Source organism: Actinomadura litoris, from assembly GCF_009733595.1.
GTDB classification, from domain to species: Bacteria; Actinomycetota; Actinomycetes; order Streptosporangiales; family Streptosporangiaceae; genus Spirillospora; species Spirillospora litoris.
The window spans coordinates 214,810-237,740 of the sequence record NZ_WOFH01000007.1; the positions used below are offsets into that span (position 1 = coordinate 214,810).

The following is a 22,931-nucleotide window of genomic DNA, read 5'->3' on the forward strand; positions in this document are numbered from 1 at the left end:
TGATGGCGGGGCGCGGACGTCCTTCGGAAGGGCGTCGGGAGAATGTGGATAACTCTGAGTTTTCGCAGGTCAGAGCCTTCTGATCATTGTGGCGGCTTGGATGGTCACTCGCGGTCCGGTGCGGCTTCCGGCGCCTCGCGGGCGGCCTTGCTCCGTGGGAGTGCGGTGGCCGCTGACGTCCAGGCACCGATTCGCTTGATCAGGTCCGGGGAGGCCGCGGTCTCGGCGTGTCCGAACTCCGGTTCGATCCACAGCTCGCGCGGGTCGGCGGCCTCGCCGTAGAGCTGGTGGGCGTGGTCGAGGGGGAAGAACGGGTCCGCGTCGCCGTGGACGATGAGGAACGGCGTCGGCGCGATCCGTCCGGCCACCTCGTGGGGCGCTTCCGGTACGGGGTCCCATCCCTTGGAGGCGATCCGGGTGCCCCGCGCGAGCCGCACCACCATCCGCCCCACCCGTTTTTCGATCACCCAGTGGACACGCCGCATCGGAACCGTCTCGCGGTAGTACCAGCGCGCGGGCGCGCTGACCGTGACCACGGCGTCTACGCCGCCGTACAGGGCCGCGTACCGGATGGCCACCGCACCTCCCAGGGAGAACCCTGTGAGGGCTATGCGCCGGTAACCGCGACGGCGGGCCGCCGCGACCGCCGCCTCGACGTCCAGAACCTCCCTGTCGCCGACGGTCGAGTGCCCGCCGGATCGTCCGTGACCCCGGAAATCGAGCCCGATGACGCCGCCGTGGCGGTTGAGGACGGCCGCGATCCGCCGGAGCGCCGGTTGCCGCCATGAGCAGGTGAATCCGTGCGCGAGGACGAAGCACAGGTCGTCCGCGCCGTGCAGATGTCCCGCGTCGATCCGGACGTCGTCCGCGGTGTAGAGGGTGAGGGGCTCCGGTGGCTGCACCCGTCCATGATGGATCATCGCCGTCCGGGGGTTCCGTGCAGGTCGGACTGTCGGAGCGTGCCTCCACATGCCCGTCTGCGGCTTTCGTCCGCACGTGAGGCTGAACGGTGTTGTCACTGGGTAGATAGCCGAACGTGTCGGAACGGCCAGCGGTTCAACGTGCCCGGGAGACAGGCCCGTTGGTATGAGCGGCCCGGAACGCGCGCTCCGCGCGAAAGGTCCGCAAGAGCCGCCCGCCGCGACGCGCCGGGGCGGGCGGGAGGTCGAGGCCTGCACGGACGACGGACCTGGGGGGCCGGCCGCCCGTGAAGCCCCCGGGAGGCGCAAGGCCCGGAAGGTCGGCAAGACCACGGTCGGCAAGACCTCAGGGGCCAAGGTGTCGCAGGACGGTGCCGGATCGGCCACCGATGGCGCTTCCGGGACCGCTTCGGCCGCTGACGGCACGGCGAGGCGCAAGGCCGCCTCCAGGGCTTCACCCAGTCCCGTGCGCGAGGCTCGCACCACACGTGACGGCGCAACCCGGCCCGGACGCGGCGCCAAGCCCTCACGCAAGGGACGTCCATCGGGTGAGGCCAACGCCGTCCGCAGGGGCAAGGCCCCTCCCAAAGGGCGGGTCGCGCCTGTGGAGGGAGCCCGGCACAAAGGCGGAGGCACGGGCAAGAGCGCCGCTTTGCGTGAGGGACAGGCCGTCCGGAAAGGCAGGGCCTCGCGCAAAGACGGGGTCGCGCAGGAGAACCGGCGTCCGCGTGAGCCCGGGGCAGCGCTTGGGAAGGGCGCCGCGCGCGGAAAGGGAGCCGCCGGTAAGGCCACTGTGCGCAAAAGACCCGTGGTGCCCAAGAGTGGGGCCCCGCAGGGAAACGGCTCCCCGCCGGTCGCCCGTGAGAGTGAGGTCGCCCCCGAGCCTGGGAGCGGGCGTACAGGGCGTGACCGGCGCGGAATCGTTCACGAGGACGGCGGATCGCGCGGGGGCCCGCGTCGGAGGGGTGCTGGGCCCGGGTCGGGTGGTGCGGTCGGCGGGCGGCGCAGGAGGCGGTCGCTCGGCGAGGGGTATGCGTGGCGGTCCATGATCGCTTCCGCGCAGGCTCATGATCGGGCCGCCGTGCTGCTGGAGGTGATGGCGGACGCGCATCCCGAGGAGGCCGAGGCGCATCTGCATTCGGCCGCGCGGCATCGGCGGTGGGCGGACAACGACCGGGGGCTCGCGGACGAGTACGCGCCCGACGGGCCGGTGTTCTGACGGCGTGAGACCGTGTGGGGCGCCGGGCGGACTATCGGGAGAGGTGGCGGCGTCGTGGAGCTGGAGAGTCTGGAGGGAACCCGCCGTGCTCTGCACGGGGTGGCGGAGTTGGTGCTCGCCGGGCCGCAGTACCGGGAGAGCGGGACGATCCGCCTGCGGGTCGTCTGGGGCGGGTTCGAGACGGTGCGGGCGCCGGAGCTGCGGGTCAACGTGACGGAACTGGTCGCGGGTGATCGGGCGATTCCGCTGAACGGGACGACCTGCCGGGAGCTCGCCACGGCGGCGGGCATCGAGGCGGGGGCGCCGGAGGGCCTGTACGGCGACACCAGTGGGGTCGGGCTGGACGAGACGCTCGGAGTCGACGGGGAGGCCGCCGCGCACATCGTGGAGTCCTTCGCGCGGGGGCGGGAGGCACTGGTGCGGTTCGCGCCCGAGGCCGGGCCGGTGTTGTGGCCCGAGCACTTCGACCTCGGCATCACCGTGGACGAGGTCAACTACGGCGTGTCGGCCGGGGACGGCTATTTGGCCGAGCCCTATGCCTATGTGGCGCCGTGGAAGCCGCGCCAGGGGGCCTTCTGGGACGCGCCGTTCGGCGCGACGCGTCCCGTGCGGCTGCTGGCGGACGCGGCGGAGCTGCACGACTTCCTGCTGGAGGGGAGGGAGCGGGCCTCGCGCGATCCTCTCCGGCGGGCGTGAACCTCAGGGGGAGATCAGCTCGTAGAGGTTGCCGCTGGAGTCGGAGAAGTAGACGCCCCGCCCGCCCAGGGGGTGGGCGGGGTCGATCCTGCCGTTGTCGGGGCGGGCGGGGGTGTCGCCGTAGGGGATCTCGCGGTCGTCGAGGCGCCCGACGACGGTGTCGAAGGTGGCGGCGTCCACGTCGAAGGCCAGATGCTGGCCCTGCGGGAAGGCCACGGTCAGGTAGTCGAGGGTGAGCGTGTCGTTCACCTTGATGGGGACGAAGTGGCGCGCGTGGGGGTGCGGGCCGGTGTATTCCAGGCCCATCACACCGGCGAAGAAGCGCGCGGCCTCGTCGTTGTCGGCGGCGGAGACTATCGTGTGGTTCAGCGTGATCGTCATTCCGGGGCTCCTTCCTTGAGCGCGCCGTGCAGGAAGACGTCCAGGGTGTCCTCCAGGGTGGGGGCCGACGCGTCCGGTCCGGCGGGAGGGCGGGCGCGGGTGAAGGCCATCCCCATGAACATGCCCGCCACCTGGTCGGGGGGCAGGCGGAGCCGGTCGCGTTCGGGTTCGAAGAGTTCGGCCAGGGCCTCGCGGGTGCGGGTCATGGAGTTGTCGCGCTCGCCGGGCGGGTGGGCGCCGCGTCCGCCGCCGACGCGGCCGGTGGCGTGCAGGGCGCCGATGACCATGCCCATGCGGGCGAGGTAGGCCTCGATCGCGGCCGACGCCTCGGCGAGGCGGGCGGCCAGCGGCTGGTCGAGCGGGATCTCCGCGATCTCGGCCAGGACGTGGTCGCTGCGCACGGCCTCGGCCACGCAGGCGTCGAGGAGTTCGTCCTTGTCGGCGAACGCCCGGAAGATCGTCGCCTCGCCGATCCCCGCCGTGCGGGCGATCTGGGCGGTGGTGACGCCGGCGCCGTGCTCGGCGACGAGGGGCAGTGCGGTCCGGATGATCATTTCGCGCCGCTGTTCGGGACTCATACCGGGGGCTCTGCGTCGGGTCATGCCGTCCACGGTACGGAGTGAGCGCTCACTCCGTCAAGAGTGGAGTGAGTACTCACTCCGCAGCACGCGACGGAACCGGAATCCCCGGCTGATAACGTTGCAGATCAAGCGCGCCCAGGAGCGAAGACCGGTGTGAATCCGGCGCTGTCCCGCAACTGTGGTGCCCCTCTCCCCGAGTGGCCGAGCCAGGTCGCCTCCTCCGCGCGCCGACGAACCTCGACCTCGTGGAAGGGCGATCCGTCATGGACGGGCGCGGCTTCCCGGCATCCAGGAGGCTCCAGTGAGACCCGTACGTGCCCTCGGCGCGGCCCTCGTCATCGGCATGGTGACGCTCGCGGCCGGATGCGGCGGCGACGACGATCCGCCGTCGGAGGGCAAGGGCGGCGGCGCGTCCGTCACCGTGCAGGCCGCGAACGGCGCGGTGACCGTTCCGGAGAAGCCGAAGCGGATCGTGTCGCTGTCGCCCACGCACACCGAGACGCTGTTCGCCATCGGGGCCGGGCCGCAGGTCGTGGCGGTCGACGACTACTCCAACCACCCCGGCGACGCGCCCCGGACGAAGCTGTCGAGCTTCAAGCCGAACGCGGAGGCGATCATCGGCTACAAGCCCGACCTCGTCGTCGTCTCCGACGACATGGACGGCATCGTCACGGCACTGACGAAGATCAAGGTCCCGGTCCTGTTCGAGCCGTCGGCCAAGAGCCTGGACGAGGCGTACGACGAGATCAACGACCTCGGCCGGGCGACCGGGCACACGGCCGAGGCGGCGAAGCTGACCGGCGACATGCGGGCGAGCATCCAGCAGACGGTGGCGGCCTCGCCCAAGGGCAAGGGGCGCAGCTACTACCACGAGCTGGACAACCAGCTCCACACGGCGACGTCCAAGACCTTCGTCGGCCAGGTCTACGGCCTGTTCGGCATGCGCAACATCGCCGACCGGGCCGAGAAGGCGTCCGACGGATACCCGCAGCTCTCCCGCGAGTTCCTCCTCAAGCAGGACCCGGACCTGGTCTTCCTCTCCGACACCAAGTGCTGCGGCCAGAGCGCGGGCACGGTCGCCAAGCGGCCCGGCTTCCAGGCGCTGAAGGCCGTCAAGGGGCAGAACGTGGTCGCGCTGGACGACGACATCGCCTCGCGCTGGGGCCCGCGCCTGCCCCTGTTCGTCAAGGCGATCGGCGACGCGATCCAGAGGACGCGGTGACGGACGTCCGGCGGTGAGCGCCGCGTCTCCCCCCGGCCCCGCGAAGGGGAACCACGCGGCGCGGCTGCGGGCCGTGCCGCTCGCGGTCGCGGTGGCGCTGCTCGCGGCGACGCTGCTGGCCGGGCTGCTGGTGGGGGCGGCGGACCTGCCGGCGGGCGGGGTGCTGAAGGCCCTCGCCGACCGGCTGCCGTTCGTGCGCGTCGACTCGGGCCTCGGGGTCATCGAGGAGAACATCCTGTTCCAGCTCCGGGTGCCGAGGGCGCTGATGGCGGCGCTGGTCGGCGGGATGCTGGCGCTGGCGGGCGCGGGCTACCAGGGCGTGTTCCGCAACCCGCTGGCCGACCCGTACCTGCTCGGCGCGGCGGCGGGCGCCGGGGTCGGGGCGACGCTGGTGATCGTGCTGGTGCCGGGCGACCCGGGGTACGGGGTGCCGCTGGCGGCGTTCGTCGGGGCGATCTTCGGGGTCTTCCTCGCCTACGCGCTGGGCAGCACGGCGGGCCAGGGGAACGGCGTGGCGACGCTGGTGCTCGCGGGGGTCGCGGTGTCCTCGTTCCTGGCGGCGGTGCAGACGTTCCTCCAGCAGATGAAGGCGGAGGAGCTGCAGCGGATCTTCTCGTGGATCCTCGGCGGGGTCGGCTCGGCGGACTGGCACCAGCTGGCGCTGGTCGCGCCGTACTCGCTGGTGTCGACGGTGGTCCTGCTGGCGCACGGGCGGCTGCTGGACGTGCTGAGCGTCGGCGACGACGAGGCGACCTCGCTCGGCCTGTCGGCGTCGCGGGTGCGGCTGACCGTGCTGATCGCGGCGTCGCTGGCGACGGCGTGCGCGGTGGCGGTGAGCGGTCTGATCGGGTTCGTCGGGATCGTGGTGCCGCACGCGGTGCGGCGGCTGGCGGGCGGCTCGTACCGGATCGTGCTGCCGCTGTCGCTGCTGGGCGGCGCGGCGTTCCTGGAGCTGGCCGACCTGGTGGCGCGGACGGTGATCAAGCCGGGTGAGCTGCCGCTCGGCGTCGTGACGGCGTTCGTCGGCGGGCCGTTCTTCGTCCTGGTGCTGCGCGCGAGCCGCAGGCAGGTGGAGACGTGACGGTCGCGGTGCGGGGCCTGGACGTCGCGCTCGGCGGCCGCCCCGTGCTCAGGAAGGTGTCGCTGGACGTGCCCGCCGGGTCGTGGACGGCGATCATCGGCCCGAACGGCGCGGGCAAGTCGACGCTGCTGCGCGCCGTCCTCGGGCTGCTGCCCTCCGACGGCGAGATCAGCGTGGCGGGGGCGGACCTCGGACGGCTGAAGCCGCGGCAGCGTGCGAAAGTGGTCGCCTACGCGCCACAGAACCCCAACCTCCCGGTGGGCATGTCGGTGTTCGACTACACGCTCCTGGGCCGCTCCCCCTACATCCCCCATCTCGGACGGGAGAGCGCCCGCGACCGCGCCGTCGCGGCGGAGGTGCTCGACCGGCTCGACCTCGCGGGCCTGGCGGGCCGCCCCATGAACCAGCTGTCGGGCGGTGAGCGGCAGCGGGTGGTGCTGGCGCGCGCGCTGGCGCAGCAGACGTCGGTGCTGCTGCTGGACGAGCCGACCACCGCGCTCGACATCGGCCACCAGCAGCAGGTGATGGAGCTGGTCGACCAGCTCCGCCTGTCCGACGAGCTGACCGTGGTGACGACGATCCACGACCTGACGCTCGCCGGGCAGTACGCCGACGACCTGGTGCTCCTGTCCGGGGGACGGGTCGCCGCCGCCGGGCCGCCCGCCGAGGTGCTGACCCGCGAGGCGATCGAGGAGCACTTCGACGCGCGCGTGCGGGTCCTCCCCGGGCCCGACGGGCGCCCCCTCCTCTCCCTGGAGCGGCCGTGAGACTGGACCTGGTGTGGCGGGAGGAGGACGGCGCCCGGCTCGCCGCGACCCTCTGGCGGACGGGTCCCGGCCGCCGCACGATCTCCTCGGCGATGCTCGGCGGCGGCATCGGTGGAACGTCATGGGTGCTGAACGCGCAGGTCGCGGGCACCTACTCGCGCACCGACCCGGTGGCGCACCTCGGTGAGCTGGCGGCGTCCCACGGGCTGGAGGGCCCGGGGGTCGGCATGCTGACCGCCGCGTCCGTCGACCGGACCATGCGCCGGGACGACCAGGGCGTCCACGTCTCGGCGACCGTGGGCCTGCGCGTCCCGACGTGGGCGGCCTCCCCCGAGGGCGCACCCGATCCCGAGCTGGCGCCGATCCACGGCAACGCCCTCCCGGCGCCGCGTCCGGGAACCATCAACATCGTCGTCGCGGTTCCCGTCGCGCTGAGCGACGCCGCTCTGGTCAACGCGGTCGTCACCGCGACCGAGGCGAAGGCGCAGGCGCTGCTGGAGGCGGGCTTCCCGTGCACGGGCACGGCGTCCGACGCGATCTGCGTGTCCGCGCCGGTGAACGGCGAGGAGGAGCCGTTCGCCGGGCCGCGCTCGACCTGGGGTTCGCGGATCGCCCGCGCCGTACATGCCGCCGTCCGCGCGGGCGCCCTCGACTACGCCGAGCAGTTGCGCGCCTCAGAAAGGCGCCTCTAGGGCGTTGCGCGCCATCGCGTGCAGCAGACCCGCCATGGCCTCGCGGTCGAGGCCGGTGGCGCTGCGGGGCGTGGAGTTCAAAAGCCCGAAGCAGGCGTGGACGGCCGCGCGCGTCGAGCCGTCCGGCAGTCCCGGCCGCAGGCGGTGCAGCACCGCCACCCATTCCTCGACATAGGCGCGCTGGAGGCGGCGGACGCGGTGCCGCTCGGGCTCGGGAACGTTGTCCAGCTCCCGCTCGTGGACGGTGATCAGAGCCGGGTTGTCCAGCGCGAACGCGATGTGCCAGCGCAGCAGCGCGTCCAGCGCCTGCCCCGGGTCGGCGATGGCCGCGCGCCGCAGGCCCTCCGCGAGGAGGCGCTCGCTGATGTCCAGCAGCATCTCGGCGAGGACGGCCTCCTTGCCGCTGAAGTGCCGGTACAGGGCGGGGCCGGTGAGCCCGACGGCGCGCCCGAGGTCGCCGATCGAGGCGCCGTGGTAGCCCCGCCGCGCGAACAGCTCGGCCGCGGCGGCGAGGATCTCCGCGCGGCGCGGGTTCGCGACGTCCGCACCGGCCGGCCGAGTGGTCATGGGCGCAGTCTAGACTAAGCTTGTTAATGGGCATTAACATCGGCGTTGTTAACGGACGTTAACCGGGAAGGGGACCATGACCGGACCGGAGATCGGCTCCCGCGCCGACGTCGCGGGCGAGGCGTTCAAGGCCAACGCCGCGCACAACGAGGCGCTGGCCGCCGAGCTGCGCGACCGGGTCGACCGGGCCGGGCGCGGCGGCCCCGAGCGGGCCCGCGAGCGGCACCTCGGGCGCGGCAAGCTGCTCCCCCGCGACCGGGTCGACACGCTGCTCGACCCCGGCTCGCCGTTCCTGGAGCTGTCACCGCTCGCGGCCGAGGGCATGTACGACGGCGAGGCCCCCGGCGCCGGGATCATCACCGGGGTCGGACGGGTCGCCGGGCGCGAGTGCGTGGTCGTCGCCAACGACGCGACCGTCAAGGGCGGCACGTACTACCCGGTCACGGTGAAGAAGCACCTGCGGGCGCAGGAGGTGGCGCTGCACAACCGGCTGCCCTGCCTCTACCTGGTCGACTCCGGCGGCGCGTTCCTGCCGCGGCAGGACGAGGTCTTCCCCGACCGCGAGCACTTCGGCCGCATCTTCTACAACCAGGCGACGCTGTCGGGGCGCGGCATCCCGCAGATCGCGGCGGTGCTGGGCTCGTGCACGGCGGGCGGCGCCTACGTCCCGGCGATGAGCGACGAGGCCGTGATCGTGCGCGGCCAGGGGACGATCTTCCTGGGCGGCCCGCCGCTGGTGAAGGCCGCGACGGGCGAGGTCGTGACGGCCGAGGAGCTGGGCGGCGGCGAGCTGCACTCCCGCACGTCCGGGGTGACCGACCATCTCGCGGAGGACGACGCGCACGCGCTGCGCGTCGTCCGCGACATCGTCGGCACGCTCGGCCCCCGCGAGCCGCGCCCCTGGGACGTCGTCCCCTCGCGGGACCCGGCCGCCGACCCCGCCGAGCTGTACGGGGTCGTCCCACCCGACCCGCGCACCCCCTACGACGTCCGCGAGGTCATCGCGCGCGTCGTGGACGGCAGCCGCTTCCAGGAGTTCAAGAAGGAGTACGGCACGACGCTCGTCACCGGCTTCGCGCGCATCCACGGGCATCCGGTCGGGATCGTCGCCAACAACGGCATCCTGTTCGGCGAGTCCGCGCTGAAGGGCGCGCACTTCATCGAGCTGTGCGACCGGCGCAGCGTCCCGCTGGTGTTCCTGCAGAACATCACCGGCTTCATGGTCGGCCGCGAGTACGAGGCGGGCGGGATCGCCAAGCACGGCGCGAAGATGGTCACGGCCGTGTCGTGCGCGCGCGTCCCGAAGTTCACCGTCGTGATCGGCGGCTCGTTCGGCGCGGGCAACTACGCCATGTGCGGGCGCGCCTATGCGCCGCGCTTCCTGTGGATGTGGCCGAACGCGCGTATCTCGGTGATGGGCGGCGAGCAGGCGGCGAGCGTCCTCGCGACCGTCCGCCGCGACCAGATGGAGGCGCGCGGGCAGGAGTGGCCGCAGGACGCCGAGGAGGCGTTCAAGGCGCCGATCCGCGACCAGTACGAGGCGCAGGGCAACCCGTACTACTCGACGGCGCGGCTGTGGGACGACGGGGTCATCGACCCGCGCGACACGCGCCGCGTCCTCGGGCTCGGGCTGTCGGCCGCCGCGAACGCACCGCTGGAGCCGGTCGGCTACGGCGTCTTCCGGATGTGAGGGACTCATGACATCCCGACCCGAAAAGGCGATGTTCGACAGCGTCCTGGTCGCCAACCGGGGCGAGATCGCCGTCCGCGTGTTCCGGACGCTGCGCCGCCTCGGCGTCCGGTCGGTGGCCGTGTACACCGCCGCCGACGCGGGCGCCCGGCACGTGCGCGAGGCCGACGAGGCGCTGCGCGTGCCCTCCTACCTCGACATCGAGGCCGTCGTCGGCGCGGCGCTCGCGTCGGGCGCGCGGGCCGTCCACCCCGGCTACGGGTTCCTCGCCGAGAACACCGGGTTCGCGCGCGCCTGCGACGAGGCGGGCCTCGTGTTCGTCGGCCCGCCCGCCGAGGCGATCGACGCGATGGGCGACAAGATCCGCGCGAAGGCCACGGTCGCGGCGGCGGGCGTGCCGGTCGTGCCCGGCAGCTCGCTGGGCGGGCTGTCGGACACGGAGCTGGCGGAGGCCGCGTCGAAGGTCGGGCTGCCGGTGCTGATCAAGCCGTCGGCGGGCGGCGGCGGCAAGGGCATGCGCCTCGTCCGGGACGCGGCGGACCTCCCCGAGGCCATCGCGTCCGCCCGCCGCGAGGCGCGCGGCTCGTTCGGCGACGACACGCTGCTCGTCGAGCGGTTCGTGGAGAACCCCCGGCACATCGAGATCCAGGTGTTCGCGGACGCCCACGGCGACGCGGTCCACCTGGGCGAGCGCGAGTGCAGCCTGCAACGCCGGCACCAGAAGATCATCGAGGAGGCGCCGTCGCCGCTGCTGGACGCCGCCGCCCGCGACCGGATGGGCGCCGCCGCCGTCGCCGCCGCGCAGTCGGTCGGCTACGTGGGCGCGGGGACGGTCGAGTACATCGTCTCGGCCGACCGCCCCGACGAGTTCTTCTTCATGGAGATGAACACCCGGCTCCAGGTCGAGCACCCCGTCACCGAGCTGGTCACCGGCCTTGACCTGGTCGAACTCCAACTGCGGGTCGCGGCCGGGCACCCCCTCCCGCTCGCGCAGGCGGACGTCCGCCTGGACGGCCACGCCATCGAGGCCCGCGTCTACGCCGAGGACCCCTCGCGCGGCTTCCTGCCCACCGGCGGCCGCGTCCTCGCCCTGGCCGAGCCGGACGCCGCGCGCGTCGACTCCGGCCTGGACCCCGGGACCGAGATCGGCGGCTCCTACGACCCGATGCTCGCCAAGGTCGTCGTCCACGGCGCCGACCGGGCCGAGGCGCTGCGCCGCCTCGACCGCGCGCTCGCCTCCTACACGCTGCTCGGCGTGCAGGCGAACGTCGGGTTCCTGCGCGCGCTGCTCTCCCACCCGTCGGTCGTGTCGGGCGATCTCGACACGGGCCTGGTCGAACGCGCGCTGGACGACCTGCTCGCCGGCGCCGCCGTCCCGCCCGAGGCGTTCGCCGCCGCCGCGCTGGAACGGATGCTCGCCCTCGAACCCGGGGACTCCGGCGACCCGTGGGCGGTCCCGGACGGCTGGCGTCCCGGCGCCCACGCCTGGACCCCGTGGATCATCACCCCGTCCGGCGGCGACCCGGTCGAGGTCCGCGTCCAGGGGCGCGCCGCGTCCGCGAGGGTCCGGATCGGCGACGACCCGCCGGTCGACGCCGCCCTGACCGCCACACCCTCCGGCCTGGCCCTCTCCTACGGCGGCCGGACGATCCCGTTCGCCGCCGCCCGCGACGGGCACACCCTGTGGCTCGGCCGGGAAGGCCACGCCTGGGCGCTGACCGAGCACGTCCGCGCCGAGGGCGGCGCCACGTCCGCCGCGGCCGGTGACGGGGTGTTGCGCAGCCCGATGCCGGGCACGGTCCTCGCCGTCAAGGCCGCCGAGGGCGACCACGTCGACGCGGGGCAGCCGCTCGTGGTGGTCGAGGCGATGAAGATGGAGCACACCGTCACCGCGCCGCTCGCGGGCGTCGTGGCGAGCCTGCCGGTCCGCGCGGGCGCGCAGGTCGCGCTGGACGCGGTGCTGGCCGTGATCGAGGAGGCATGATGGCGACGGCGCTGCCGGGGCTTCCCGAGCGTGTCACGATCTACGAGGTCGGCCCGCGCGACGGGCTGCAGAACGAGGACACGGTCCTCCCCGCCGGGGTCAAGGCCGAGTTCGTGACCCGGCTCGCCGGGGCGGGCCTGCGCACGATCGAGACGACGAGCTTCGTCCACCCGAAGTGGGTCCCGCAGCTCGCCGACGCCGAGGAGCTGCTCGGCCTGCTGCCGCGCTCCCCCGGCGTGCGCTATCCGGTGCTCGTCCCGAACGAGCGGGGCCTGGACCGGGCGCTCGCGCTCGGCGCCACCGAGATCGCGATCTTCGGCAGCGCCACCGAGACGTTCGCGCGCCGCAACCTCAACCGCACCGTGGACGAGTCGCTCGCCATGTTCGCGCCCGTCGTGGACCGCGCACGCGCCCAGGGGCTCTGGGTGCGCGCCTACGTGTCCATGGTGTGCGGGGACCCGTGGGAGGGCGAGGTCCCGGTCGAGCAGGTCGTGTCCGTCGCGTCCCGCATGATGGACATGGGCTGCTCCCAACTCAGCCTCGGCGACACCATCGGCGTCGGCACGCCCGGCCAGGTCACCGCGCTGATCCGGGCGATCACGGACGCGGGCATCGGAACCGACCGGCTCGCCGTCCACTTCCACGACACCTACGGGCAGGCCCTCGCCAACACCCTCGCCGCCCTCCAGGCCGGCGTCACGATCGTGGACGCGTCCGCGGGCGGCCTCGGCGGCTGCCCCTACGCCGAGAGCGCCACCGGCAACCTCGCCACCGAGGACCTCGTCTGGATGCTGGACGGCCTCGGCGTCGAGACCGGCGTGGACCTCCGCGAACTCGTCTCGACCAGCCGGTGGATGGCCGGGCGCCTCGGCCGCCCGAGCCCGTCCCGCGTCGTCCAGGCCCTCTCTCCCGGATCGGAGCAATCATGATCGACTTCACGCTGACCGACGAGCAGGAGGAGCTGCGCCGCACGGTCGAGCGGTTCGCCCGCGAGACCGTCGCGCCGGTGATCGGCGACCTGTACGAGCAGGGCGAGTTCCCGTACGAGATCGTCGCGGCGATGGGCAAGATGGGCCTGTTCGGGCTGCCGTTCCCCGAGGAGCACGGCGGCATGGGCGGCGACTACTTCGCGCTCTGCCTGGCCCTGGAGGAGCTGGCGCGCGTCGACTCGTCCGTGGCGGTCACGCTGGAGGCCGGCGTCTCGCTCGGCGCGATGCCGATCTACCGGTTCGGCTCGGACGAGCAGAAGGCCCGCTGGCTGCCCATGCTGACCTCCGGCGAGAAGCTCGCCGGGTTCGGGCTGACCGAGCCGGGCGGCGGCTCCGACGTCCCCGGCGGCATGCGCACCACCGCCCACCTGGACGGCGACACCTGGGTGATCAACGGCTCCAAGTCGTTCATCACCAACTCCGGCACCGACATCACCGCCTTCGTCACCGTCACCGCCTACACCGGCGACGGCGAGATCTCCACGATCATCGTCCCGAACGGCACGCCGGGCTTCACCGTCGGCCGCAAGTACTCCAAGGTCGGCTGGTCGGCCTCCGACACCCGCGAGCTGTCGTTCGACAACGTCCGCGTCCCGGCCGACAACCTCGTGGGCGAACGCGGCCGGGGCTACGCCCAGTTCCTCCGGACGCTGGACGAGGGACGCATCGCGATCGCCGCCCTCTCGGTCGGCCTCGCCCAGGGCTGCGTGGACGAGTGCCTGCGCTACGTCCGCGAGCGCGAGGCGTTCGGCAAGGAGATCGGCCGCTACCAGGCGATCCAGTTCAAGGTCGCGGACATGGAGGTCCGCGCCCACACGGCCCGCCTCGCCTACTACGCGGCGGCGGCGAAGCTGCTCGCCGGGCAGCCGTTCAAGAAGGAGGCGTCGATCGCCAAGCTCGTCTCCTCCAACGCCGCGATGGACAACGCCCGCGACGCCACCCAGATCTTCGGCGGCTACGGCTTCATGAACGAGTACGCGGTCGGCCGCTTCTACCGCGACGCGAAGATCCTGGAGGTCGGTGAGGGAACCTCCGAGGTGCAGCGGATGCTCATCGCCCGCGCGCTCGGACTCCCTCCCTCCTGACCTTTCGCACCGTCATACTTGGAAATCCGAGGTATGGGGGTGCGATGTCGGTCGAGGTTGCCGCGTTACGGATCGGCGGCTCGGTGGCCCAGGTCGCGGCGGGACGCTGGATGGCGTCCCGCTCGACCCGGGACGCGGCGGGCAGGGACCTGGTCGAGCTGATCAAGACCGGTTTCCCGGACGAGATCAAGCGGCGCCGCGTCCACCGTCAGTTCGAGGGCATCGCGGACGCGGTCGCCGAACGGCTGCTGACGTTCGCGGGCCACGAGTTTCCCGGCCTCACCGACGGGGATCGCGACGCCGCACTCCACGAGGTCACCCGCACGATCGAGGCGGCCGACCTCTCCGACGACGCGTTCTTCGCCGCCGACGCCGACCCGGTCAAGCTCGCCCGCTCGTTGAGGTCGCGCCTCTCCACCCGCGAGGCCGAACTCGAACTGGGCGAGGCGGGGGCGCGGCTCTACGAGATCGTCCTGGACGAGTGCTGCGACTGCCTAGCACGCATTCTCATCCACCTGCCGCAGTTCGGGGCCCGCGCGTCGGTCGAGACCCTCGATCGCCTTACCGGGTTGTCCGACCAGATCAGTGCGGTGTTGTCGCGGCTGCCCGCCCGCTCCCTCACCGCCCCCGAGGGCGAGACGCACGACGAGGAGTTCACCCGCCGCTACCTCGCCTCCATCAGTGAGAACCTCGACACCCTGGAACTGTTCGGCGTCCGGTTCGAGCGGTTCACCCGTCCGCAGACCACGCTCAGCGTCGCCTACATCAGCCTGAACGTCTCCGACGACAGCGCCCCGCGCCGTCCGCACCGTCCGCACGCGGTGCCCGTCAGCGACTGGCGCGAGGACGACGACGTGGGCGGCGTCCGGGTCGAGCAGGCGCTCGGCAAGAACCGGCTGATGCTCGTGCGCGGCGAGGCGGGCGGGGGCAAGAGCACGCTGCTGCGCTGGCTCGCGATCACGGCCGCGCGCGGCGCGTTCACCGGGCCCCTCACCGGCTGGAACGGCTCGGTCCCGTTCGTCATCAAGCTCCGCAGCCACGCGGGCGGCCCGCTTCCCCGCCCCGAGGAGTTCCTCGACGACGTCGCGGGCAACCTCGTCGGGATCATGCCGCGCGGTTGGGCACACCGCCGCCTGCTGTCGGGCCGCGCCCTCCTCTTCGTGGACGGTGTGGACGAAGTCGCGGAAGCGCAGCGGCAGGCCGTCCGAGCGTGGCTCAGACAACTCATCGCGGAGTTCCCTCGCATCCAGGTCGTCGTAACGTCCCGTCCCGCCGCCGCCGGCTCCGACTGGCTGCGCGCGGAGGGCTTCGCGACCGCCTTCCTGGAGCAGCTCGGCCCGTCCGACGTGCGAGCCCTCGTCCACCACTGGCACAGCGCCGTCCGTGACTGCTCGGAACTTCCCTGCGCCCCTGACCGGCTCCCCGGCTATGAAGCCCGGTTGCTGGGACGGCTGGAGGCGGCCCCTCATCTGCGGACACTCGCGTCCAACCCGCTCCTCGCCGCGATGCTGTGCGCGCTGAACCTCGACCGCGACAGCCTCCCCCGCAACCGCATGGCCCTGTATGCCGCGACGCTCAACATGTTGCTGGACATCCGCGATGCGAAACGCGGAATTCCGAGCCCGCTTGAACGCGAGGAGAAGATCCGCGTACTTCAGGGCCTGGCCTGGCACCTGTCGACCAGCGGACGTGTGGAACTGCCCAAGACGACGGTCGAGGGTCTCGTCGCCGATCGGCTGGCGCAGATACCCCGGCTCCGCCTCCCGGCCCATGACGTCCTCGACTCACTGCTCCAGCGCAGCGGCGTGATCCGGGAACCGGTGCCGGGACGCATCGACTTCGTCCACCGGACCGTTCAGGAATACCTCGCCGCCAAACAGGCCGCCGACCTCGGCGACATGGACCTGCTCATCCGCAACGCCCATCTCGACGCCTGGCGGGAAACGGTCGTCATGGCCGCCGGCCACGCCAACGAGCCCCTCCGCCGCGAGTTGATCAGCGGCATCCTGGACCGTGCCGCGTCAGAACCTCGCCGGGCCCGTACTCTCCGGCTGGTGGCAGCGTCCTGCCTGGAGACCCTCCCGTCCGTGCCGGACGATCTGCGTGCCGACCTCGATCGCTGCCTGGACTCCCTGACGCCTCCCCGCAGCATCGCGGCGGCCCGCTCCCTCGCCGCCATCGGCGAACCCGCTCTGACCCGTCTCCCCCAAACCCTGGCCGGGGTATCCGAACCCGCCGCGAGGGCCGCTATTCATCTGGCACGCCTGGTGAACGGCCCTGCCGCGCTCGACGTCCTCTCGCGCTACGGCAGCGATCCACGATCTATGGTGCAGTACGAACTGGATCAGGCGTGGAAGTACTTCGACCCCGAGGAGTATGCCGTCAGGGTTCTGGCCGCCGCTCCCCCGAATGCGGCCCGCTGGGTCGATCTTTCACCTGCCATGGCCAAGGCCCTTCAACTACTCCCACCCCTCACATATTTGACCGTTCAAACGCATGAGCAAGCCGATTTCTCCTATCTCGGCCATCACGCGCAATCGGTCGAACATCTGACCCACTACGCCGGTGGCGTGGCGCCGACGCCGTTCCGCCTCGCCTATCTTCCCCGACTACGCGCGCTTACCCTCGAACAGCCCGGTCTTCCCACCCTTCGCTTCTTGGACGACCTTCCAGAGCTCGAACAGATCTGGATAACGGAATGTACCGACATCACCGATTTCAAGTCCCTGAAGCGTCATCAAAATCTGCACACCCTCATGCTCTTCGGAAGTCAGCACCTAACCGACGTAACGATGTTGCCCACTCTGGAGCGGCTGACCGCCCTGGCCCTGAGCGGATCCCGTCTCAGGTGCGACCTCGCCGACGTCGTGCCCCAGGCACCGGACTTGGAACACCTAATTCTGGAAGACTGTGAATGGGTGCGCGATCTGAGCCCGCTGGCACCCCTTCCCCTCGCACACCTCCGCCTCGCACTGGTGGAGCCGGTGTCGAACATCGACACCCTTGCCACCCTCTCCGCTCTAAGAACACTGCACCTCTCCGGTAATGCCGTTCGCGACCTCAGCCTTCTCACCGGCCTCAGACATTTGCGGACGCTCTACCTGAGAGAGTGCCCGAATGTGACAGACATAGCCTGCCTCAGCGAACTGCCGAGGCTAGAGAGGCTGCACATCGAGAAAATCGGTCCTGGTGTCGACCTGGAACCGCTCGCGACGAATCGGAAACTAGTCGTGACGATCTCCCCTAGGCAGAGCATGCGCGGTGGAGCGGCACTCGGGCGGCGGTTGAAGGTCCTCTCAGAATGAGGCCGCTACGTCAGCGTCTTCGTGAGGCGCTTGGGGGCTGAGAGGCGCCAGGCTTCGGTGACGAGTTCTTGCAGTTCATCCGGGTCCACTGTCGCCAGGTCGACCTCTAGCCAGGCGAAGCGGCCGCTTGCCCAGGACGGCGTGAAGGTCTCGGGGTCTTCGGCGACGAGGGCGGCCTGTTCTTCGCGGGTCGCCTTGAGGAGGACGGTCCCGTCGGGCTCGTTGAGGTAGCAGAAGCCCTTGCCCCGCACTCGGAAGCCCGTCATCCCTCCGAACGCGTCACGCTCGGTCACTTCCGGTAGCGCGAGCACGGCCTTCAGGAACTCCTCAACGTTCATGTGGGGAGGTCTACCAGGCAGGTCGGACGGTTTCGGGGGCTAGCCTGCCGAGTGTGGACGACGAGTACGCGAGAACGTGGGTCGAGTCGTTGGGCGGCCCGCTGGTGGTGTTGCCCCGATCCGTTCTGCCGCTGTGGCATACGGACCCGGCGGGGCAGGAGGTCAACGATCCGGCGGAGTGGGGCGACTACGGGCGGGCGTGCAAGATCGACGACTCCCTCGGCGTCCTGGAGGTCGGAGACGCGCAGGCGCTCGTCCTGGGCGACGTGCCGGATTCGACCACCTTCCTGCCGGAGCTGTCGGCGTTCGTCCGGTGGGAATGGGCGCCGTCCGAGGAGGCCCTGCTGGACGGCGTGGAGGCCGTGCTCGACACGGCGGAGTGGGAGACCGAGGTCCGCTGGACGGTGCCCGGCCCGGTCGTCCTGTTCGACTCGGTCTGGCCCGGTACCACACTGCTGGATCAGCAACCGGAGAACCACCTGCTCATCGATCTTGCTCCGGGCACATTTCGGGTCAGCTTCGCATCAATTGCGACAGGACCGGAAACCCGGGTCGGCATCGTCCGGCTACTCTCCGACAAGCCATGAAACCTGACTTGGCTCAAATTAGTGCGCGCCGCGGTCGTGGATGCGGGTGAGGGCATCGCGGAGGTCGTCGGGTAGCGGGTCGACGGCGGTGAGGGTGTGCTCGCCGGCCTGGATGTCAATGGTGCGGTCGCGGCGGGTGGTGCGCACGAACTTCTTGATCGACCAGCCGGTGCGTCGGGTATCCGCGCGCCGAGGATGAACGACAACCCCGCGGCCCCGATGGCCTGCTGGTTGGCCGCAGAGATCATGCCGGCGTCGGCCACGACCGTGACATCGGCCAGCTGGTGGGCATCCATGAACGCACGGATGGTCGGCAGCATCGTAGTGGTCTCGCCCCGGTTGCCCTCGAACGCGTTAGCCATCAACGGAAACCCGCTTGCGTCGGTGAGCAGCCGATCGTGGTCTGCGGCTCTAGGCGGCGGTCTTTGGAGAACCCGGGCTCACGGAACCCGTCCCCGGTATCGGTCTCGAAGTACAAGGTGGACACATCGTAGAGAACCAGTGACGCCGGCCCCAGATCAGCGGTGCGGGCGCACGCCGCGGCCAACTTCTGCCGCCAGGACTCTTTCGCGAAGGCGGGCAGACGCCGCTTGAGGGTCGCGTAGGCCGGCGGGTCGAAACCTGCCTCCTCGACCACCCGCAGACTGTCCAGCTTGCTGGTCGGCTCGACGATCCGTGCCAGCACCAGTAATCGGAACACCTCGTCACCACCAGCGGCCTCCTCGAACCCCAACAGCTGGTAGGCGTGGCCGAGCGCGTCCCACAGGTACCCCATCCGCGACGACGTGATCGCAAGCGGCCCACCACCAGCACCACTGCCGGCCTGCAACGCCGCGAAGTCCGGGCCAAAGTCGAGCTCGGGCTGCCCCACAGCCAGACGCCGCCTCGCCACCGCCTTGAGCGCCTCCAACGCCGCATCGTCATGCGCCGAGCCGATGTGCTCGATGTCCCGCGACCCGCGACCCGCGACCCGCGAGGAGTGCACGATCTGCACCGCCCTGGCCCCCGACGCCGTCTTCTCCGTGCGCACATACGCCACGAGAGACAGCCTAGAACCGGCCGCTTAGTGCGCAGATTTTCGCCGTTCACACGACGAAACCGCAGCTCAACAGCCAGTACCCTACCCAAGATCAGCGATCTTGAGCCGAAAGTCAGGTAAGGTGACGCAATGGTCATGCGGGTGGCGGTTCCCGTGCTGCCGTGCCGAGATGTGCAGGCAGCGCGGTCGTACTTCACGGACGTGCTCGGATTCGACACCATATTCACCTGGGAGACCCCACCTAGCTACGCGGCCGTGATCCGCGACACCGCCGAGTTCCACCTGTACGCCGAAAGCAGCGCCGGCCCGGCCAGGGTGACGGTTGTCGTCGACGACGTCGATTCCTGCCACGACGAGCTGCGCGCCCGCGGCGCCGACATCGTCGAGCCGCTGGCCGACCGGCCCTACGGGATGCGCGACTTCAACGTACGGACACCCGATGGGCACTTGTTGATCTTTAGCCAGCCGCTTACCGAGTACGGGTGACCATCAGCGGACCGGCCGGAAGAATGACCGGACCTCGTCGACGAACAACGCCGGCTGCTCGAACGCCGCGAAGTGGCCGCCCTTGCCGGGCTCGTTCCAGTACCGGATGTTCGGGAACCGGCGCTCCGCCCACCGCCGAGACGGGCGCTGCAGCTCCTTGGGGAAGACCGAACAGCCGGTGGGTACGGTCACCGGCGCGCCGGCCGACCCGGAGATCTGTTCGTTGACCTGCCGGAGGCTTTCCCAGTACAGCCGGGCGGATGAGGCACCGGTGCCGGGCAGCCAGTAGAGCATCAGGTTGTCGAGCAGCTCATCCCGGGTAATAACCCGATGCAGGTCGCCACCGGAGTCGGTCCACGACCAGAACTTCTCGACGATCCAGGCGCGGAGGGCGGCCGGCGAGTCGACCAGCCCGTAGCCGACCGTCTGCGGCCGGGTCGACTGCTGCGCCGAGTATCCGGAGCCCCATTCGTCCGCCTCCCGCAGTGTCGCGAGCGCCGCCCGCTCGGCACCGGTGAGGTCGTCCAACGTGGCCGGATCGGGCGGTGCGAGCGGCGGCATGAGATGGATGCCGGCGACCCGATCGGGTTGCCGTTGACCGATGCTCGTGGCGATGCTGGTGCCCCAGTCGCTGCCCTGGGCGCCGAACCGCCGGTAGCCGAGCCGGGCCATCAGCTCGCACCACGTGTCGGATATCCGCTCGATCCCCCACCCCGGCGCGGCCGGCTTGTCGCTGAAGCCGTAACCGGGAAGCGATGGGCAGACCCCTAGAACCGGCCGCTTAGTGCGCAGATTTTCGCCGTTCACACGACGAAACCGCAGCTCAACAGCCAGCACCCTACCCAAGATCAGCGATCTTGAGCCAAGTCAGGTCCGAGGAGGCCCTGCTGGACGGCGTGGAGGCCCTGCTCGACGCGGCGGAGTGGGAGACCGAGGTCCACTGGACGGTGCCCGGCCCGGTCGTCCTGTTCGACTCGGTCTGGCCCGGTACCACACTGCTGGATCAGCAGCCGGAGAACCACCTACTCATCGATCTCGCTCCGGGCACATTTCGGGTCAGCTTCGCATCAATTGCGACAGGACCGGAAACCCGGGTCGGTATCGTCCGGCTACTCTCCGACAAGCCATGAAAGCCCGGATGCGGCCAGTTCGGCTTGCAGATCACCGCGCGCGGACGTTGACCGTAAGATGGCGAGTCTCACTACTGTGTGACGCGTACCACCGCGAAGACTTATGGGAGTTGCCGTGCCGGATAGTCCAGACGACGGCCCGTCCTCGGTCGACCTCAGGACCGATGTGGCGCACTCGGCCCGGGTCTATGACTATCTGCTAGGCGGCAAGGACAACTACAAAGCCGACCGCAAGGCCGCCGAGGACGTCGTCAAGGTCGCCCCCTACATGCGCACCTCCGTTCGGGCGAACCGCAATTTCATGGTGCGGGTGGCTCGCTATCTGGCGGCCGAGCGGGGTATCCGGCAGTTCCTCGACATCGGGACGGGGCTTCCGACCTCGCCGAACCTCCACGAGGTCGTGCAGAAGGTCGATCCGTCCTGCCGGGTGGTCTACGTCGACAACGATCCCATCGTGCTCGTGCACGCCCGCGCGCTGCTCACCAGCACGCCCGAGGGGCGGTCCCGCTACATCGACGCCGACGTGAGCGACCCGGAGAGCATCCTCGCCGCCCCGGAAGTGCGGGAGACGCTCGACCTGAGCCGGCCGGTGGGGCTGTGCCTCATCGCCGTCCTGCATTTCCTCCACGACGAGGCGAAGGCGCACGGCATCGTCGAGAGCCTGCTGGAGCCGCTGGCGTCCGGCAGTTTCCTCGCGCTCTCCACGATCGCCATCGACAGCGCCCCCAAGCAGGTCGGCACCGCCATCAAGGAGTACAACGCGCGCGGCATCCACTCCAAGGCGCGCACGAAGGCCGATATCGAAGGCTTCTTCAAGGGCCTGGAACTGATCGAGCCCGGCGTCACGCCCGTCCACCACTGGCGTCCGGACGACGAGGCCCGCAAGATCGACGACTCCCAGGTCTCCATGTACGGCGGCCTCGCCATCAAACGCTGACACGCGTCCGAGGCGAGGGGCCGCCGTCACTTCGTCCGCTCAGCCGGCGGCGCCTAGGTCGTGCACGCCGCCCTTGATGTCGGCCAGGAGGGACGTCCACGCGCCCGGCGCGATGGACAGCATCGGCCCGTCCGGATCCTTGGAGTCCCGCATCGCCACCAGCCGATCGACCAGCGGCGCCACCTCGACACACTGGCCCTCGCCGCCGCTGCTGTGGCTGCTCGTCCGCCATGCGGCGGCCACTTCAACGCACTCTTGCCCTTCGCCGCCGCTGCGACGACTCTTGCGCCATGGGGAGAAGATGAGCTGCTGAGGGGTCATGACTCTGAGATTAGCCGTTCGATGAATGAACGGGAATCGTCTGGCGAGAGCGCAGCGCTTCTCAGATGATCGAAGACGACATCGTGTCGGCGGATGTCGTCCGGGTTCTCCAAATACCAGCCGCTGGTCAGGTTCTCAACCAGGACGACCGACAGCTCGTCGGACCTCAGGGTGGTGAAGGAGCCGTTGTGACCAGGATGGGCCCCTGCGGAGTATGGAAGCACCTGGAGGGTGACGTTCGGCAGCTTCGAGAGCTCTACCAGGTTCCTGAGCTGCCCCTTCAACACTCCGGGTCCGCCGAACTCCTGGCGGAGGGCAGCTTCGCATACGATCGCCCAGAGGCCGGGGCCGCCTTCTTTGAAAAGAATTTTCTGTCGCCGCATGCGGATCTCAGTGAGGCCGTCTATGTCGGGCTCCATGCCTTGGGAGATGCCGGAGGCGATGACCGCACGCGCGTAGTTGACTGTCTGGAGGAGGCCGGGGATCAAGTGGAGCTGGAAACTCCTGATCGACCTGGCCTCAGCTTCCAGGGAGATGTAATCCAGCATCGAGGGAGAGAGTTTCCCTTCATAGCGGTACCACCAGCCTTTGGCGGTGGTATGACGGGCGAGGTCGAATAGGGCCGCGCGCTGAACCGGGTCGGCGTACCCGTAGCGGTCGAGCATGTTCTCCAGGGCGGGGCGGCGGATGCCGCGTTTGCCGGTTTCGAGCTTGCTCAGGGAGGACGGGGTGCGGTTCAGCACCCGGGCGGCCTGCTGGAGGGTGAGGCCGCGCTCCTCGCGGATGGCGCGAAGGCGCTGGCCGAGCTTGCGGCTTCGCATGGTCGGGCGCTGCGCGTTCTCCATGGAGTAATCATGCACGGACAATACGTGACCGGTGGCGATATCGGCCAGGTCGGCAAAAGTGCCTCAGTC

General features: G+C 70.7%; 24 protein-coding genes and 1 pseudogene. 15 read left to right on the forward strand and 10 right to left on the reverse strand.

Annotated features, from left to right (window positions below; genetic code table 11):
- Positions 1 to 104 precede the first annotated feature (104 nt).
- Positions 105 to 920 (reverse strand): alpha/beta hydrolase, encoded by an 816-nt coding sequence (locus tag GNZ18_RS21355; RefSeq protein WP_156218300.1) that lies wholly within the window; start codon positions 918 to 920, stop codon positions 105 to 107.
- 1,045 nt (positions 921 to 1,965) lie between these two features.
- On the opposite strand from GNZ18_RS21355, the gene GNZ18_RS21360 reads away from it, so the two are divergent.
- Together GNZ18_RS21360 and GNZ18_RS21365 are read left to right on the forward strand one after the other, a co-directional pair.
- Complete coding sequence (locus tag GNZ18_RS21360) at positions 1,966 to 2,139, forward strand: hypothetical protein (RefSeq protein ID WP_156218301.1); 174 nt, start codon at positions 1,966 to 1,968, stop codon at positions 2,137 to 2,139.
- 54 nt (positions 2,140 to 2,193) lie between these two features.
- A complete protein-coding gene (locus GNZ18_RS21365) occupies positions 2,194 to 2,835 on the forward strand; it encodes a hypothetical protein (RefSeq protein WP_216651394.1) in 642 nt (213 codons plus the stop codon).
- Between the two features lie 3 nt (positions 2,836 to 2,838).
- On the opposite strand, the gene GNZ18_RS21370 is transcribed toward GNZ18_RS21365, so the two are convergent.
- On the reverse strand, positions 2,839 to 3,216 hold the full coding sequence (locus GNZ18_RS21370; RefSeq protein ID WP_156218302.1) for a VOC family protein: 378 nt from the start codon (positions 3,214 to 3,216) through the stop codon (positions 2,839 to 2,841).
- Positions 3,213 to 3,818 (reverse strand): TetR/AcrR family transcriptional regulator, encoded by a 606-nt coding sequence (locus tag GNZ18_RS21375; RefSeq protein WP_246250111.1) that lies wholly within the window; start codon positions 3,816 to 3,818, stop codon positions 3,213 to 3,215. Before GNZ18_RS21375 ends, GNZ18_RS21370 begins: the two co-directional genes overlap by 4 nt.
- 280 nt (positions 3,819 to 4,098) lie before the next feature.
- Between GNZ18_RS21375 and GNZ18_RS21380 the strand changes: the two genes are divergently transcribed.
- The 4 genes from GNZ18_RS21380 (at position 4,099) to GNZ18_RS21395 (ending at position 7,559) form a co-directional block, all read left to right on the forward strand.
- Positions 4,099 to 5,019 carry an ABC transporter substrate-binding protein gene (locus GNZ18_RS21380; protein ID WP_312874653.1) on the forward strand — a complete coding sequence of 307 codons (921 nt, stop codon included), beginning with the start codon at positions 4,099 to 4,101 and terminating at the stop codon, positions 5,017 to 5,019.
- A 64-nt stretch (positions 5,020 to 5,083) separates the two neighbouring features.
- Positions 5,084 to 6,100, forward strand: coding sequence for a FecCD family ABC transporter permease (locus GNZ18_RS21385; RefSeq protein ID WP_156218478.1), 1,017 nt, complete (start codon positions 5,084 to 5,086; stop codon positions 6,098 to 6,100).
- The gene (locus GNZ18_RS21390; RefSeq protein ID WP_214617947.1) at positions 6,097 to 6,867 is read left to right on the forward strand and encodes an ABC transporter ATP-binding protein; all 771 of its coding nucleotides are present in this window, start codon (positions 6,097 to 6,099) and stop codon (positions 6,865 to 6,867) included. The genes GNZ18_RS21385 and GNZ18_RS21390 overlap by 4 nt, the downstream gene beginning before the upstream one ends.
- 2 nt (positions 6,868 to 6,869) lie before the next feature.
- Positions 6,870 to 7,559, forward strand: coding sequence for an adenosylcobinamide amidohydrolase (locus GNZ18_RS21395; RefSeq protein ID WP_156218480.1), 690 nt, complete (start codon positions 6,870 to 6,872; stop codon positions 7,557 to 7,559).
- On the opposite strand, the gene GNZ18_RS21400 is transcribed toward GNZ18_RS21395, so the two are convergent.
- Positions 7,542 to 8,126 carry an SACE_7040 family transcriptional regulator gene (locus GNZ18_RS21400; protein ID WP_156218303.1) on the reverse strand — a complete coding sequence of 195 codons (585 nt, stop codon included), beginning with the start codon at positions 8,124 to 8,126 and terminating at the stop codon, positions 7,542 to 7,544. The genes GNZ18_RS21395 and GNZ18_RS21400 overlap by 18 nt on opposite strands.
- A 76-nt stretch (positions 8,127 to 8,202) precedes the next feature.
- On the opposite strand from GNZ18_RS21400, the gene GNZ18_RS21405 reads away from it, so the two are divergent.
- Genes GNZ18_RS21405 through GNZ18_RS21425 form a run of 5 tightly spaced genes read left to right on the forward strand, consistent with a single transcriptional unit; the run spans position 8,203 to position 17,179 of the window.
- The gene (locus GNZ18_RS21405; protein ID WP_156218304.1) at positions 8,203 to 9,816 is read left to right on the forward strand and encodes a carboxyl transferase domain-containing protein; all 1,614 of its coding nucleotides are present in this window, start codon (positions 8,203 to 8,205) and stop codon (positions 9,814 to 9,816) included.
- 31 nt (positions 9,817 to 9,847) lie between these two features.
- Complete coding sequence (locus GNZ18_RS21410) at positions 9,848 to 11,800, forward strand: acetyl/propionyl/methylcrotonyl-CoA carboxylase subunit alpha (RefSeq protein WP_156218481.1); 1,953 nt, start codon at positions 9,848 to 9,850, stop codon at positions 11,798 to 11,800.
- Complete coding sequence (locus GNZ18_RS21415) at positions 11,797 to 12,729, forward strand: hydroxymethylglutaryl-CoA lyase (RefSeq protein ID WP_156218305.1); 933 nt, start codon at positions 11,797 to 11,799, stop codon at positions 12,727 to 12,729. Before GNZ18_RS21410 ends, GNZ18_RS21415 begins: the two co-directional genes overlap by 4 nt.
- Positions 12,726 to 13,874 (forward strand): acyl-CoA dehydrogenase family protein, encoded by a 1,149-nt coding sequence (locus GNZ18_RS21420; protein ID WP_156218306.1) that lies wholly within the window; start codon positions 12,726 to 12,728, stop codon positions 13,872 to 13,874. Before GNZ18_RS21415 ends, GNZ18_RS21420 begins: the two co-directional genes overlap by 4 nt.
- A 44-nt stretch (positions 13,875 to 13,918) precedes the next feature.
- Positions 13,919 to 17,179, forward strand: a complete 3,261-nt coding sequence (locus GNZ18_RS21425; protein WP_156218307.1) for an NACHT N-terminal Helical domain 1-containing protein — start codon at positions 13,919 to 13,921, stop codon at positions 17,177 to 17,179.
- 5 nt (positions 17,180 to 17,184) lie between these two features.
- Here GNZ18_RS21425 and GNZ18_RS21430 read toward each other — a convergent pair whose 3' ends face one another.
- Entirely contained in the window at positions 17,185 to 17,517 is a 333-nt protein-coding gene (locus GNZ18_RS21430) for an MmcQ/YjbR family DNA-binding protein (protein ID WP_156218308.1), read from the reverse strand.
- A 53-nt stretch (positions 17,518 to 17,570) separates the two neighbouring features.
- On the opposite strand from GNZ18_RS21430, the gene GNZ18_RS21435 reads away from it, so the two are divergent.
- Positions 17,571 to 18,104: an Imm21 family immunity protein gene (locus GNZ18_RS21435; RefSeq protein WP_216651395.1), complete on the forward strand. Its 534-nt coding sequence runs from the start codon at positions 17,571 to 17,573 to the stop codon at positions 18,102 to 18,104.
- Positions 18,105 to 18,122: 18 nt separating this feature from the next.
- On the opposite strand, the gene GNZ18_RS43230 is transcribed toward GNZ18_RS21435, so the two are convergent.
- Positions 18,123 to 18,251 carry a hypothetical protein gene (locus GNZ18_RS43230; protein ID WP_281378076.1) on the reverse strand — a complete coding sequence of 43 codons (129 nt, stop codon included), beginning with the start codon at positions 18,249 to 18,251 and terminating at the stop codon, positions 18,123 to 18,125.
- Positions 18,252 to 18,271: 20 nt separating this feature from the next.
- Positions 18,272 to 19,143, reverse strand: a pseudogene (locus GNZ18_RS21440) (IS1634 family transposase); the annotation flags it as partial.
- 129 nt (positions 19,144 to 19,272) lie between these two features.
- On the opposite strand from GNZ18_RS21440, the gene GNZ18_RS21445 reads away from it, so the two are divergent.
- Positions 19,273 to 19,629 (forward strand): VOC family protein, encoded by a 357-nt coding sequence (locus GNZ18_RS21445; protein WP_156218310.1) that lies wholly within the window; start codon positions 19,273 to 19,275, stop codon positions 19,627 to 19,629.
- Positions 19,630 to 19,632: 3 nt separating this feature from the next.
- Here GNZ18_RS21445 and GNZ18_RS21450 read toward each other — a convergent pair whose 3' ends face one another.
- A complete protein-coding gene (locus GNZ18_RS21450) occupies positions 19,633 to 20,466 on the reverse strand; it encodes an alpha/beta fold hydrolase (RefSeq protein ID WP_216651397.1) in 834 nt (277 codons plus the stop codon).
- Positions 20,467 to 20,486: 20 nt separating this feature from the next.
- Between GNZ18_RS21450 and GNZ18_RS21455 the strand changes: the two genes are divergently transcribed.
- The gene (locus GNZ18_RS21455) at positions 20,487 to 20,759 is read left to right on the forward strand and encodes an Imm21 family immunity protein (RefSeq protein ID WP_156218311.1); all 273 of its coding nucleotides are present in this window, start codon (positions 20,487 to 20,489) and stop codon (positions 20,757 to 20,759) included.
- 115 nt (positions 20,760 to 20,874) lie between these two features.
- Positions 20,875 to 21,696, forward strand: a complete 822-nt coding sequence (locus tag GNZ18_RS21460) for an SAM-dependent methyltransferase (protein ID WP_308166060.1) — start codon at positions 20,875 to 20,877, stop codon at positions 21,694 to 21,696.
- Between the two features lie 39 nt (positions 21,697 to 21,735).
- On the opposite strand, the gene GNZ18_RS21465 is transcribed toward GNZ18_RS21460, so the two are convergent.
- Together GNZ18_RS21465 and GNZ18_RS21470 are read right to left on the reverse strand one after the other, a co-directional pair.
- Positions 21,736 to 22,017, reverse strand: coding sequence for a DUF397 domain-containing protein (locus GNZ18_RS21465; protein WP_156218313.1), 282 nt, complete (start codon positions 22,015 to 22,017; stop codon positions 21,736 to 21,738).
- Entirely contained in the window at positions 22,014 to 22,862 is an 849-nt protein-coding gene (locus GNZ18_RS21470) for a helix-turn-helix domain-containing protein (protein ID WP_156218314.1), read from the reverse strand. Before GNZ18_RS21470 ends, GNZ18_RS21465 begins: the two co-directional genes overlap by 4 nt.
- Between the last annotated feature and the right edge of the window lie 69 nt (positions 22,863 to 22,931).